The following is a 13,112-nucleotide window of genomic DNA, read 5'->3' as shown; positions in this document are numbered from 1 at the left end:
TACGAACCCTGCGGCATCCGCGTATGATCGTCAAGACGTAATACCTATTATCCAGCAACTTCGCCAACGACATCGAGGTCGGTCCGATGAATTCCCGCATCACCCAGAAGGACATCGCGCGGCTGGCCGGTGTGAGCCAGACGATCGTCTCCTTCGTGCTCAACGAGCGTGACGAGAACCTTGCCCGCGTGCCGGAGGCGACCCGCGCGCGGGTGCTGCGGATCATCCGGGAGACCGGCTACGTCGCCGACCCGATCGCCCGCCGTCTGAAGCAGATGGGCAACCGGATGATCGGGGTCTACACCTACGAAGCACTCTTCCCGCTCGACCGGGAGGACTTCTTCTACCCCTTCCTCGCGGGAATCGAGGAGGAGGCGCAGCGGCTCGACCACGACCTGCTGCTGCTCACCAGCGGTCGCGCCGGCGGCAGGAACCTCGGTCTGAGCGCGGGGGCGACCCGGCTGCGGCTCGCCGACTGCTGCATCCTGCTCGGGCAGTACATGCCCTCAGAGGAACTGCAGTTCCTGGTGGGCAGCGGGTTCCCGTTCGTGTCGATCGGGCGGCGCGACGACGCCGGCGGGCCGCTGCCGTACGTGGCGGCCGACTACGAACACGCGGTGGGCGAGCTCGTCGACCGGGCGCGCAGCCTCGGCCACGAGAGGTTCGTCTATCTCGGTTACGGCAGTGGCGTCGAGTCGTATGTCGACCGCGCGAAGGGGTTCGATGCGCAGGCGGGCCGGGCGGGCATCCATCTGCCGCCCGTCGGGGACTCGCACGAGTGGATCCGCGTCATCCGGGAGGCGGGGGCGACCGTGGTGTTCGTCGAGCAGCACGAGCAGGTCGAGCAGCTGACCGCTGCGCTCGCTTCCGAGGGGTTGGCCGTGCCTTCGGCCTTCTCGCTCGTGTCGCTGTCGGGGTCGCCCGACGCACCCGACGGGCTCACCGGATTCGAGTTGCCCCGGCGCGAGATGGGGCGGATCGCGGTATCGATGCTGTCCGAGCCGGGGAAGCACGAGGCGCAGGTGCTTCTCGGTTGCACGCCGGTCGCGGGGCGCACGCTGGTGGCGGCGCCCCGCTGAGGCGGGTCGTCAGACGCGGATGCCCGCCAGAGCGTCGAGGATCGCCGGAACCTCAGTGCGCGTGGTGTAGTCGACGTGCACGTCGGCGAACCGCACGGTGCGGTCGGCGTCGACGATGAGCACCGTCGGGAACGGGATGTCGCCGGTCGCGTCGGCGTTGCTGTCTGCCACGTCGAAGCCGAGGGCGGTGTGGGCGGTGCGGGCTTCGGCACTCGGTTCGGTGAGCAGGCCGAGCTGGCGCACGAGCACGTTCGAGGCGTCGGAGAGCACCGTGAACTCGAGCTCGCCGCCCTCGACCGCCGCGCGCGATCCGTCCGGGGTCTGCGGGCTGATCGCGATGAGGCCGACGCCCTGCTCGCGGAGGGCCGGCAGCAGGTCCTTCTGGTAGGTCTTCAGCGTCAGGTTGCAGTACGGGCACCAGGCACCGCGGTAGAACACGAGCACGGCAGGGCTCCCGCCGATCGCCGCCGACAGCGACGTGCTGCCACCCTCGGGTGTGACGAGATCGGCGTCGGGTACGGTGTCGCCCACGGCGACAGCGCCGGCGGGGACTCCGCTCGCGATGAGGGCGGCCTGCTCGGCGGCGAAGACGGCGGAGAGGTCAGGCCCGATCTGGGCTTCGAAGCCCTCGTTGAACTCGGTGACCTGGGCTGTGATGGTGCTCGGTGCGTTCGACATGGGTTGAGAGTACGTCGGCGTCCGCCGTGCATCCTGTGCGCCGTAACGCGGCGTCACACTCCGCCCGCGTCCCCGTGTCCCTGTCCCCTGTCCTCCGCAGCGCGAAGGGACGCATATCGCTCCAACCGAAGGGCGGGACGACGATATGGGTCCCCTCCGAGCGCGAAGCGGGGCGGGGTGGGCTGATGTGGGGGCGTGCGGTGGGGGCTAGATCAGCAGCGCGCGGAGCTGGTCGACCGAGTGCACCACCGCGATGGCGCCGGCCGCCTCGGCCGGGGATCCGTAACCCCACTCGACCATGATCGGCGGGATGCCGTGCTCGGCGGCGCCCTCCATGTCATGGATCCGGTCACCCACCAGCACGAGGTTCGACAGGTCGACGTTCGCGGCGCGCAGTCGCAGCAGCGCCTCATCGATCACGTCGGCTTTGGCGCTCCGGGTCTCGTCTTCGCTCGCGCCCGTGATGACCACGAACGCATGCTCGAGCCCGAGATGTTCGAGGATGCGGTGCGCCTGCACCTCCGACTTCGAGGTGGTGATGGCCAGCGGGATGCCGCCCTTGTGCAGGAACTTCACCAGCCCGACCATGCCCGGGAAGGTGACCGCGTCGTCCTGCGGCCCTTCGCTCGCGGCCAGGCCGCGGTAGATGTGCAGGGCCTCGATCGCCTCCGCCTCGTTCATGCCGGCGACGAGTTCGAAGCCCTGGAGGATCGGCGGCCCGACGAAGTGCACCAATTCGGCGGGCGGGGGGACGGGTCGGCCGAGCGCGACGAGCGTACGGGAGAGCCTGCCGATGATGCCGGGAGCCGAATCGGTGATTGTTCCGTCGAGGTCGAAGAGGATGCACGACCACGGTTTCTGGGGTGACGCGGGTGTTTGAGTCATCGCACGACATTCTAGGGCGCGCGTGTAAAATCGCCTGATCGAGACCACTGCATCCCCCCGTCCCCGGCGCGCGAGACCGTCGGCCACGGGCATCCTGAGCCTCGCACTCGTCGTAGCCGCACTCGTGGTCATCACCACAGGCGTACTTCCCGGCCCGGACACCGCGGCCCTCGCCGACCGGGTCGTGCCGGTGCTCGGCTTCGTCGTCGCGATCACGATCGTGACCGAGCTGGCGGCGGGCGCCGGGCTGTTCTCCGTGCTCTCCGGGTGGCTCGCGCGGCGCGGCGGCCGTCGGGTCTGGATGCTCTGGCTCTTCGTCATCGTGCTGGCGACGCTGAGCACGATCTTCCTCTCGCTCGACACGACGGCGGTGCTCGTCACACCCGTCGTGGTGCTGCTCGCGCTCGACGCCGGGCTACCGCCCATTCCCTTCGCGCTCGCGACGGTGTGGTTGGCCAACACGGCGTCGCTGCTGCTGCCGATCTCGAACCTCACGAACCTGCTGGCTGCAACGAAGATCGCGGGGCTGGCGCCGACGGGTTCGACGGTCGATCTGGCGTCGCCGTTCGGTTTCGCGTCCATCGTGTGGGCGCCCGCGCTGGTGGGGATCATCGTGCCCGTCGTGCTGCTGACGCTGCTGTTCCGCCGGCAGCTCCGCGGAACGTACCGGGTTCCGGAACGGGCATCCATCGACGACCGGGTGCTGCTCATCGTGTCAGCCGTCGTGGTGGTCGTGCTGCTGCCGCTGCTGGTGTCGGGGCTGCCGGTCTGGATTCCCGCGACCGGGGGCGCGGTGGTGCTGGTCGCGGCGTTCGCCCTGCGGCGGCGGTCTGCGCTCGGACCGGGGCTGATCCCGTGGGCGCCGGTCGGCATTGCGGCGGGGCTGTTCGTGCTGGTCGAGGCGGCGCAGGTGCACGGCCTGGGTTCGGTGGTCGGTGCGGTCGCCGGATCGGGGTCCTCCTTCACCGACCTGCTGCAGCTGGCAGGGCTCGGCGTGGTGTCGGCGAACGGCATCAACAACCTGCCGGCCTACCTCGTGCTGGAGCCCGCCGCCGGGTCGCCGGTGCGGCTGATCGCCCTGCTGATCGGGGTGAACCTCGGCCCGCTCGTCACCCCGTGGGCGTCGCTCGCGACCCTCCTCTGGCACCAGAAGGTGGTGTCGCAGGGGATCTCGATCCGCTGGGGTCGGTTCATGCTCGCCGGCCTGGTCGCGGTGCTGGTGACGGTGCCGCTCGCGGTGCTCGCCCTCTGGCTGAGTGCCGGCGCCCCCTAGCCCCGCCCCCAACCCTGTCGCCCTCAGCCGGGCTGGCACCATCCGGGAGTCGAAATCCGCCCCAAACCCACCGTCTTAGGGCACAAATCGACTCCGCGAGGGGTCAGGTGGCGGTGCGTGCCGGGGTCGAGCGGGACGGTGCCGCGCGCAGCGGGCTCGGGTGGGGGCGGTGCCGCGCGCAGCGGGGCGGGGCGGTGCGTGCCGGGGTCGAGCGGGACGGTGCCGCGCGCAGCGGGCTCGGGTGGGGGCGGCGGCGTGTACGTCGCCCCCACCGTTGGAAGGGGCCGAGCGTTGGTGCCCGAAGTATCCCCACGGTGCGCCGCAGAGGCGGCGGCGCACGAATATATTCAGAACAGCCGCGAGTCGCTGTCGTCGAGGCCGCGCATCGCGTCGTAGTCGAGCAGCAGGGTGCGGATTCCGCGGTCGTGCGCGAGTGTGCGTGCTTGCGGCTTGATCTCCTGGGCGGCGAAGATGCCGGTCACGGGGGCGAGGTGCGGGTCGCGGTTCATCAGCTCGAGGTATCGGGTGAGCTGCTCGACGCCGTCGATGTCGCCGCGGCGTTTCAGTTCGACGGCGACCGCTGCGCCGTTCGCGTCGCGGGCGAGGATGTCGACCGGCCCGATCGCCGTCATGTATTCGCGCCGCACCAGCACATGGCCTTCGCCCAGCAGCTCGATCTGCTCGGCGAGGAGTTTCTGGAGGTGCGCTTCGACGCCGTCCTTCACGAGCCCGGGGTCGACCCCGAGATCGTGCGACGTGTCGGTGAAGACTTCGTGGATGGAGACCACGAGAAGATCGGCCGTTTTCGCGTGGGTGACTTTCCAGAGCTCGGTGATGCCGGCATCCCGCTGTTCGTCGTCGGGTTCCATGATCTGCAGGGTGCAGGGCGGGCTCATCCAGTTGAGTGGTTTGTACGAGCCGCCGTCGCTGTGCACGAGGATGCTGCCGTCGTTCTTCAGCATGAGCAACCGGGTTGCGAGGGGGAGGTGGGCGCTCAGTCTTCCGGCATAGTCGACAGCGCATCGGGCAGTTACAAGTCGCACACAGCGAGTTTAGGCGCGAGTCAGGCGCGGGCGAACCGGCCCGAGCGCTCGCGGGCAGCCGGTGCGGCGAAGGCGGCGACGATCAGCAGCGCCAGGATCACGAACAGGGCGTTCAGGATGCCGAAGTGCTGTCCGAGGAATCCGATCAGCGGCGGGCCGGCGAGGAAGGCGATGTAACCGATCATCGCGACAGCGCTGACGCTCGCCGTGGCCTTCTCGGGGTCGTCGGAGGCGGCCGACATGCCTACCGGGAAGCCGAGGGAGGCACCGAGGCCCCAGAGCACGGCGCCGACCACGGCCATCCAGAGACTGGGTGCGAGGATGAACCCGAGCAGGCCGACTGCGCCGAGCAGGGCCGACCAGCGGAGGATCGGCACGCGTCCGAAGCGGTCGAGCGCGGGGCCGCCGGCGACCCGGCCGACGGTCATCGCCGCGACGAACACGCCGAAGACGATGGCGCCGGTGGTGTTCGACTGGTGGTGCCCGTCGACGGTGGCGATGGCGATCCAGTCGTTGGCGCTGCCCTCGGCGAAGGCCATTCCGAGCATGATCAGGCCGATCAGCAGCAGCCGGGTGTCGGCCCAGACGGCGAGACTGTCGCGGAGGCGCTCGCGGAAAGGGAGTCTGGGACGGGCGCCCCCCGACACTTCGGCCTCGGTCTCGACGTGCTTGGGCAGGAAGCGCACGACGACGATACCGGTGAGCGCGATGAGCAGCCCGATCACGACGAGGTGCCAGATGACGGGGACGGCGAGGGCGGATGCCGCGGCTCCGAGCCCTGCGCCGAGAACGGTTCCGAGGCTGAAGAAGGCGTGCATCAGGGGGAGGAGGGTGCGCCCGATGGCCCGCTCGGCGGCCGCGCCCTCGAGGTTCATCATCACGTCTATCGCGCCGTTGCCGAAACCGAGCACGGCGAGCGACACCATGCCGAGGGCGAGTTCGGGCACGAAGGTGGCGGTGATGCCGATGCCGCCGAGTCCGATCGCGACGAGCACCATGCAGAGCGCGATTCCGGCGCGCGGCCCGAGCAGGTGCAGCAACTGCTGCGAGGCGATGAGACCGAGCACCGCACCGACGGCGAGGCCGAGGATGAGCAGCCCCACCTGTGAGGTGTCGAGGCGCAGGTCGTCTCGCACGGCAGGCAGGCGCGAGACCCACGTGGAGATCGCCAGGCCGCTCAGCGTGAAGATCACGAAGACGGCGTTGCGCCACGGCTTCAGGCTCGCGGATGTCGCGCCGGAGGTGACGGGAACGGCGAGGTTCGTGGGGCCGTACTCGGCTGACGGTGACATGGTATTCCTTGCAAAAGACTGGGATCGAATCGATTCGATTGCGATACGACTACGCTATGGGATGTGAGTGCAAACAATCAACCTCACCCCGTCGACGGTGCCCGTTCCGGGGAGTCGGCGGGGGCGCCAGACCCTTCGCGTTCCACACTCGCCGGCGTCGCCAAGCGGGCGGGCGTGTCGGTCTCGACGGCCTCGATCGCGTTCAGCGGCATCGGCTCGATCGCGACTGCGACCCGGGACCGCGTGCTGCAGGCCGCCGCTGAGCTGCGGTACTTCGGTCCCGATCCGCGGGCCCGGTCCCTCCGCCAGGGCCGCTCGGGGATCGTCGGCGTGGTGCTCGAGGATCGTGTCATCCATTCGTTCCGCGACCCGATGACGATCGCCGTGCTCGATGGCATCTCGCAGGAGCTCGGCAACGAGAACGGAGGGCTGCTGCTGCTCACGTCGACCGGGATCGGTGAGTCGAGCATCCAGAGCGCGGTCTTCGACGCAGCGGTGTTCCTCGGCTGCAGCCCACGGCTGACGCGGTCGATCGAGGTGATGCGGCAGCGGAACGTACCCATGGTGGCAATCGAGGCCCAGCACTTCGACGGTGTGCTGAGCGTCGCCCTCGACAATCGTGAGGCATCGACGCGGCTCGCGCAGCATGTGTACGACCTCGGGCACCGGGAGGTTGCGGTCGTCGCTCTGCCGATGGATGCCCTGCGGCAGTTGCGCCCGCTGACCGACGAGATCGTCGCCGATGCCACGACGGCCGTGTCGATGGACCGGCTGGCGGGCGCGCGGGAGGTGTACGCGGGGCTCGGGGGGTACGTGGCGGCGAACTCGTCGAGCGATGACGGGTTCGCGGCGGGGCTGCTGCTGCTGGGCGGTGCGGATGTGGCGGGCGGGGCAGGCGGCTCAGGCGGGGCCGTGGGTGCCGGTGCCGGTGCCGGTGCGGGCTCATCTAGGCGGGGCCGGCCGACCGCGATCATCGCGCAGAGCGACCTGCTCGCGGTCGGGGTGATCCGCGCGGCGGAGTCCCTGGGGCTCAGGGTGCCGGCCGACCTCACCGTGGTCGGGTTCGACGGTGCCCGCATCGAGGGGCTCAGCGACCACGATCTGACGACGATGGTGCAGCCCGCGACGGAGAAGGGCCGGGCCGCCGGACGCGCTGTCACCGAGCTGCTGGCCGGCGGGCATCCACCCGACGTGCACTTCGCCTGCACCCTGCACCCCGGCACCACCGCCGCCCCGCCCCCCACAGCGCCCCCCACCGCGCGCCCCACCTCCCCGGTTCCCACCTCGACCTGATCGAGTGGGCAGTTCGGGCCCCAAAATCACCGTTATAGGGCCCAAACTGCCCACTCGATTAAGGTTGGAGGGGAGGGGGGTCAGGCGCGGGCGGCGGAAGCCTGGATGTCGCGGAGCTCACCCCAGAGGGTCGTCGCCTGCTCGCCCGTAGCCGTCGCCGTGATCTGCACGAGGTCGGCGACCGGACCGTTCTCGACCACCGCGATGCGGACACCCTGCATGAGGGTGCCGACCCGGGCATCCGTGTAGCTGAATTCGATGCGGAAGCCCTCACCACCGAGCACGGGCAGGGTGTCGCGGCCGAGTTCGACCACACCGTCGATGGCGGAGACCTGCGCGGTGACCTCGGCGGTCGCCTGCTCGAGGGTGTAGCCGGCGCCGAAGCGGGAGACCGCGACGATGACGTTCGGGCGGAACTCGCCCGAGGGCACGGCGCGTCCGGCGGCGATGACCGCCCCGGCCGTGCCGAACGAGGCCCAGCTCTCGGGCAGTTCGAGGCTGAGGGCCGGGAACGCCGGTGCCGAGTCGCTGGGGAAGGTGAGAGTGGATGTCACGGGTGGAGCCTTTCTCGCGTGTGTGGTCTAGAAGCCGAAGACGTCGCCGACGTTCTTGACGATGTCCTTCGGGCTGAAGGAGAGTTCCTGAGAGAAGCCGCCGCCGATGCCGAACGTGACACCCGCATCCCAGCCGAGTTGCACCTTGTCCCAGGTGACGTCGGCGTCGACGTTGGCGTGGGCGCCGATCCCGGTGCTGACCTCGTAGCCCACCTTCTCGCTGATGCCGCCCACGGTGATCGTGCCGTCCGCACCGACCTTGGCACCGGCGAAGGCCTCGCCGCCGGCGTTGACGCCCGCACCCTGGGGGCCGATCGTGCCGCCGGCATTCGCGTCGACCGCTGCGCCGGCGAGCGCGTTGACGTTGCCGCCGAGGCTGCTGAACTCGTTGAGCTTCACGTCGCCCGTGGCATTGGCCTCTGCGCCGACCATGCCGCTGGCGTCGGCATTCGCGTAGTACTGGCCGTCTTTCGTGACACCGGCGTGCGCACCGGAGTCCCCCTTGACGCCGTAGAACTCGTCGACACTGCCGCTGCCGACGATGTCTCCGGAGCGGAAGTTGCCGTGCGCCTCCCCACCGACACCCCAGCCCCAGCCCGCGGTGGCGCTGTGATCGGTGGCGCCGTTCGGGCCGTAGGTGGTCCCGGCATTGGCGTGGCCCTCGCCGTTCTGGATGTAGAGCGAACCGCCGCCGGCCGCACCGTCCCCCTTGATCGGGCCGGTGGTGCCCCAGGTGACCTTGTCGGGGGTGATGTGGATGCCCCCCGGCAGTGTGACAGAGGGGGTGCCCGATCCGGGGCCGGTGCCCGGCGTTGAACCCGATCCGGTGCCGCCCGGGCCGCCGGAGCCGGAGCCGCCCGCCCCGCCGACCCCATCGGTGGACGCCGTGTTCTGTTCGTCGGCGTTCCGCAGCAGGTCGGCGCTTCCCGCCGAGAGCGCCCGGATCGCGGCCTTCAGGGTCGAGGTGTAAGTGCCGTTCCAGTCGCTTCGGAAGCCTTCAGCATCCGGACCCTGCCAGGCATGCGTCGCGTTCACGTTCGTCGTCAGTGTCGACGTCAGGCCCGCCAGACGGGTGGCGGCGGTGTCGAACTGCTGTGCAAGGGTGCGGAGGGACGCGATATCCGCTCCGTAGAAACCACCGGCCATTCCAACCACTCCTCTGTGCATATCGAATCTGTGTCTGTCGAATCTGTGTCTTCAGCGAATCCGGAGACGACGAAGGCGGGGACCAGCGATCGGTCCCCGCCTCCGATGCGTGTTACGCGTTCGACGTTGCTTCCTGGTCGGAAGCGTTCTTCGCCGACTTCTGCGACGCGTCTTCGAGAGCTGAGATGACCTGCTTCAGCGCGGCGGTGTGGGTGGTGTTCCACTCGCTGCGGAAGCCCTCAGCGTCAGGACCCGTCCACTGCACGTTCTGCAGGGCGCTGGTGAGCGTGGTGAGGATCTGCTGCACCTGCTGCGACTGAGTGTTGAGCTGCTTGCTGAGTGAACGAACCTGCTCGACGTCGAGACCCCATACGGCCATTTTTCTCTCCTTTGTTAGCGTGAGACCGGAAACTCCGGTTCCCCCTGAATCCTGTGAGGTTTTTCTCTCACGTTTCAACAGTATGGGCGTGAGGCCGTCTGGTCGATGGGGAGAACTCCCCATCGGGGGGTCCCGCCCCCCGGCGGCTGTCTAGGACGCGGTGAGGCCGCCGTCGATGACGTGCTCCATGCCGCTGATGTACGACGAGTCCTCAGACGCCAGGAACAGCACCAGCTTCGAGACCTCATCCGCTTCGGCCATGCGTCGGATCGGTACCATCGCAGCGATACCGCCGCCGTCGGCATCCGTCGCCGCCGCCATCATGGGGGTCTTGATGTAGCCCGGGTGCACCGAGTTGACGCGGATGTTGTCGGGACCGTACTGCACGGCGACATGCTTGGTCATGCCGCGGGAGGCGAACTTGCTTCCCACATAAGCGAGGTTCGGCGCCCCGACGATCGAAACCATGCCAGCGGTCGACGAGATGTTGACGATCGTGCCGCCGCCCGCTTTCTGCATCGAGGGGATGACCGTCTTCATGCCGTAGAACTGCGAGTGCTGGTTGACGGCGACGACCTTGAGGTAGTCCTCCTCGTCGAACTCGACGGTCGGAACGACCGGGCCGATGATGCCCGCATTGTTGACGAGAACGGTCACCGGGTCGCCGAAGTGTTCCTCGACCTCCGCAACGACGCGCTTCCATTCGCTGAGCGAGGTGACGTCGTGCTTGACGTAGAAGACGTTCTCGCCGAGTTCTTCAGCGATCTTCTGGCCGCGCTCCTCGTTCAGATCGGTGAGCGCCACTTTTGCGCCCTCCGTGACGAAGCGCCGAACGTGCGCCTCGCCCATTCCCTGTGCTCCGCCGGTGATGATTGCAACTCTGCCGTCTAGCTTTCCCATGTCGGGATTCTCCTTGGATCTGTCGGCACCACCCTGTGCGGAACCGAGTCGGTAGCGGCCCTCATGGGGTCCTGTCGGCACCTTTCAGCATAGTGGGCCTCAGTACCACAATGCTGTGAAGCGGCCTCCAATGGCGCCCTGTTCGCTCGTCGCGCCTAGATTGGGGGCATGACGACCGACGGTGCTCCCCGCAGCCCGGGACGACCGCCCGCGGCTTCGCGGGCAGACGTCGAACAGATCGCACTCACGCTGATGCTGCGGAACGGGTACGACGGGGTCAACGTCGATGACATCGCGACGGCATCCGGAATCAGTCGCACCACGTTCTTCCGCTACTTCGGTTCCAAGCCAGGCGTCATCTGGGCGGCGTTCGACGCCACGATCGCCGGTCTGCAGGCAGCGGTCGACAGCCAGGCTCCCTCTGTGGGGACCATGGATGCTCTGCGGTACGCCGTCGTCACCTCGACCCTCTCCGCAGTGCGCTCCAGTGAGGTCTGGCTCGAACGCTTCCAGCTGCTCGATGGCACCTCCGACCTGCGTGCCGAAGCACACGAGCACTGGGAGCTGTGGAAGCTCGTGCTCGCCCGGTTCGTCTCGGCCCGTTGCGGTCAGGTCGAGGCCGGCGCGGTGCCGATGGCGATCGCCGGGGCCTTCCAGGGCGTCTTCCTGTCCGTGCTCCGCGACCCCCGGAACACCGACGACGGTCGGGAGGAACTTCTGCGCTCTCTCGACCGGAACCTCGCCGAGGTCGGGGCGGCGCTCGGCATACTGCTCCCGCGCTGAAGCTCCCGAGTCAGAAGCCGCCAGGGCCGGCGCCGTTGCCGCCGCCCCGGTGGATGCCGGCATCGAACTCCCGGCTCAGAGCGTCCTTCTGACGGGGCAGATCGTGCGGGTCGAGTTTCTCCTGGAAGTCCTTGGACCGGTGCTGGCGGATGATCAGCAGAACCGACATCAGGACGAGAAGTGCCGCGAAACCGACGGTGAACCAGAACATCATCATGAGAGCCTCCTCAGGCTTCTGTTCAACGCTAGTCCGCGCGCGGAACGCTGTACAGGTCGACCCGGGACGCGGGGGATTCGCAGCGGACGCTGCCACGATGGTCTTCGGCGCAGACCGCGCCGACGCAGAGCAGAGGACGAACGACTCATGACGGTCATCAAGATCAACGCCATCACCGTGGCAGCCGACAGCGGCGACGAGCTCGCCCACCGGTTCGCCGCCCGCGCCGGGGCAGTCGACGGACAGGCCGGCTTCGAGGGCTTCGAACTGCTGAAGCCGGTGGATGATCGCACCACCTGGCTCGTCGTCACCCAGTGGAGCGATGAGGAGTCCTTCCAGGCCTGGGTGAGCTCCCCCGCCTTCAGCCACGGGCACCGGAGCGAAGCGGAGCGTGAAGGCAAGCCTGCGCCCGCCCATGTCGGTGTCAGCAGCGAACTCTGGAGCTACGAGGTCGCCGGCGGCTCGCGCTGACGGCGGCTCGGCCGTCCGCGCTCACGCAGCGTCGCGCGGGCGGCGCGTCTCGAAGGCGAGGGTGACGTACGGGAGGTGGTCGCGAGCGACGACAGCCGTCAGCATCCTGTCTCCGAGGTCGGCCCCGACAGCGTAGACGTGCGGGTCGGTGTCGATGCCGAGGCCCGGAACGTCGACGCCGTCGATTCGCACGCTTGTCGGCCGGATGTGGCGCTGCTCGACGGGAGAGTCCAGCTGCCCCGGGAAGGCGCCGACGACCCGTTCGTCGCGGAAGGTGTTGGTCAGGATGTGGTTGGCGTGCGCCACGAGAACCGCTTCCGGGGTCTGGCCGGCGGCTGCGGGCATCCGCGTCGTCAGCGTGCCCTCCCAGAGCGCCGGGTAGTGCATCAGCCGGCGGAGTTCGAGCATCCAGGGTGGCAGCGGTTTGATCGGCTCAGCGTCGAGGGACTCGCGCAGGGCATCGGTGAGGTCCGCGAGGTTCACCGGGTCGGCAGGATCGGCCGGATTCCGCCAGACGGTGTAGCTGAGGGCGACCGAGTCGAGCGACGTCGGCCCGCCGTTCGAAGACGATCCGACCGTCGAGACCCCGAACTCGGTGAGTGACGCCTGCCTCGCGAAGCCCATCAGCGGCACCCCGAACCGCGCGGCCGCGGCGTCGGCGGTCTCGGGCGGGGGTGCATCCATGGGGTCGCGGTCGACGAAGTGCATGCCACCAACGTACCCAGACAACGCGCCTAATTGGTGAAGACTTATCGCTTTTGGGAATCATGATAGTTGATCGCATCACGATCAGCCCGCTCGCCTCAAGGCTAGGGCTAATTTTCGTCAATGAGGATCATCGTGAACAGATATACGAAACGACGCTCTCGATTTACGGTCGGCCGAACAAGCTCGAGTCGCGAGGTTTTCGGTCTCTTGATTGCGAGTCGTCGGCCGCTTTCTGGTCACGACCGGGTATCGCGCCACGGGTCACCGCGATCCCTCATCGGAATTGCGGATCGCGTCAGTGCGTTACGGGTTCGCACAACCCGTCCGCGGCCATCCCCGACCCGCTTTTTGGCTCAATTTGAATCGTCGCTTGCCTCAAAAACGAAATCCGACGTCGCTGGTTTCGAGCTC

15 protein-coding genes are annotated in these 13,112 nt (G+C 68.4%); 5 read left to right on the top strand and 10 right to left on the bottom strand.

Features of this window, described 5'->3' with window-relative positions; genetic code table 11:
• The first annotated feature begins 86 nt into the window (after positions 1-86).
• On the top strand, positions 87-1,079 hold the full coding sequence (locus tag FB464_RS14500; protein WP_116413221.1) for a LacI family DNA-binding transcriptional regulator: 993 nt from the start codon (positions 87-89) through the stop codon (positions 1,077-1,079).
• A gap of 9 nt (positions 1,080-1,088) precedes the next feature.
• On the opposite strand, the gene FB464_RS14495 is transcribed toward FB464_RS14500, so the two are convergent.
• Entirely contained in the window at positions 1,089-1,757 is a 669-nt protein-coding gene (locus tag FB464_RS14495) for a peroxiredoxin-like family protein (RefSeq protein ID WP_116413222.1), read from the bottom strand.
• A gap of 207 nt (positions 1,758-1,964) precedes the next feature.
• The gene (locus tag FB464_RS14490; protein ID WP_116413223.1) at positions 1,965-2,642 is read right to left on the bottom strand and encodes an HAD hydrolase-like protein; all 678 of its coding nucleotides are present in this window, start codon (positions 2,640-2,642) and stop codon (positions 1,965-1,967) included.
• 91 nt (positions 2,643-2,733) lie between these two features.
• Here FB464_RS14490 and FB464_RS14485 point away from each other — a divergent pair, with 91 nt between their 5' ends.
• The gene (locus FB464_RS14485) at positions 2,734-3,915 is read left to right on the top strand and encodes an SLC13 family permease (protein WP_211327431.1); all 1,182 of its coding nucleotides are present in this window, start codon (positions 2,734-2,736) and stop codon (positions 3,913-3,915) included.
• Positions 3,916-4,262: 347 nt separating this feature from the next.
• On the opposite strand, the gene nucS is transcribed toward FB464_RS14485, so the two are convergent.
• Positions 4,263-4,958: an endonuclease NucS gene (gene nucS, locus FB464_RS14480; RefSeq protein WP_116413225.1), complete on the bottom strand. Its 696-nt coding sequence runs from the start codon at positions 4,956-4,958 to the stop codon at positions 4,263-4,265.
• Between the two features lie 20 nt (positions 4,959-4,978).
• On the bottom strand, positions 4,979-6,250 hold the full coding sequence (locus tag FB464_RS14475; RefSeq protein WP_116413226.1) for an MFS transporter: 1,272 nt from the start codon (positions 6,248-6,250) through the stop codon (positions 4,979-4,981).
• A gap of 63 nt (positions 6,251-6,313) precedes the next feature.
• On the opposite strand from FB464_RS14475, the gene FB464_RS14470 reads away from it, so the two are divergent.
• Positions 6,314-7,543, top strand: coding sequence for a LacI family DNA-binding transcriptional regulator (locus FB464_RS14470; RefSeq protein WP_116413227.1), 1,230 nt, complete (start codon positions 6,314-6,316; stop codon positions 7,541-7,543).
• A gap of 80 nt (positions 7,544-7,623) precedes the next feature.
• Here FB464_RS14470 and FB464_RS14465 read toward each other — a convergent pair whose 3' ends face one another.
• From FB464_RS14465 to FB464_RS14450, 4 genes are all read right to left on the bottom strand, one after another.
• Complete coding sequence (locus tag FB464_RS14465; protein WP_116413228.1) at positions 7,624-8,097, bottom strand: hypothetical protein; 474 nt, start codon at positions 8,095-8,097, stop codon at positions 7,624-7,626.
• Between the two features lie 27 nt (positions 8,098-8,124).
• Positions 8,125-9,243, bottom strand: a complete 1,119-nt coding sequence (locus FB464_RS14460; protein ID WP_116413229.1) for a WXG100 family type VII secretion target — start codon at positions 9,241-9,243, stop codon at positions 8,125-8,127.
• Between the two features lie 112 nt (positions 9,244-9,355).
• Positions 9,356-9,622 carry a WXG100 family type VII secretion target gene (locus FB464_RS14455; RefSeq protein WP_170151822.1) on the bottom strand — a complete coding sequence of 89 codons (267 nt, stop codon included), beginning with the start codon at positions 9,620-9,622 and terminating at the stop codon, positions 9,356-9,358.
• A 150-nt stretch (positions 9,623-9,772) separates the two neighbouring features.
• Entirely contained in the window at positions 9,773-10,522 is a 750-nt protein-coding gene (locus tag FB464_RS14450; protein WP_116413231.1) for an SDR family NAD(P)-dependent oxidoreductase, read from the bottom strand.
• 168 nt (positions 10,523-10,690) lie between these two features.
• Between FB464_RS14450 and FB464_RS14445 the strand changes: the two genes are divergently transcribed.
• Positions 10,691-11,305 carry an acyl-CoA-like ligand-binding transcription factor gene (locus FB464_RS14445; RefSeq protein WP_116413232.1) on the top strand — a complete coding sequence of 205 codons (615 nt, stop codon included), beginning with the start codon at positions 10,691-10,693 and terminating at the stop codon, positions 11,303-11,305.
• 10 nt (positions 11,306-11,315) lie between these two features.
• Here the strand turns inward: FB464_RS14445 and FB464_RS14440 are convergent, their stop codons facing one another.
• Positions 11,316-11,522: a hypothetical protein gene (locus tag FB464_RS14440; RefSeq protein ID WP_116413233.1), complete on the bottom strand. Its 207-nt coding sequence runs from the start codon at positions 11,520-11,522 to the stop codon at positions 11,316-11,318.
• Positions 11,523-11,669: 147 nt separating this feature from the next.
• On the opposite strand from FB464_RS14440, the gene FB464_RS14435 reads away from it, so the two are divergent.
• The gene (locus FB464_RS14435; RefSeq protein ID WP_116413234.1) at positions 11,670-11,993 is read left to right on the top strand and encodes an antibiotic biosynthesis monooxygenase family protein; all 324 of its coding nucleotides are present in this window, start codon (positions 11,670-11,672) and stop codon (positions 11,991-11,993) included.
• 21 nt (positions 11,994-12,014) lie between these two features.
• On the opposite strand, the gene FB464_RS14430 is transcribed toward FB464_RS14435, so the two are convergent.
• Entirely contained in the window at positions 12,015-12,701 is a 687-nt protein-coding gene (locus FB464_RS14430; RefSeq protein WP_116413235.1) for a hypothetical protein, read from the bottom strand.
• Positions 12,702-13,112: the final 411 nt, after the last annotated feature.

The sequence above is a fragment of the Subtercola boreus genome, assembly GCF_006716115.1.
GTDB classification, from domain to species: domain Bacteria; phylum Actinomycetota; class Actinomycetes; order Actinomycetales; family Microbacteriaceae; genus Subtercola; species Subtercola boreus.
The sequence above is the reverse complement of the archived record's forward strand: the minus strand, read 5'-3'. Positions and strand labels throughout refer to the sequence as shown.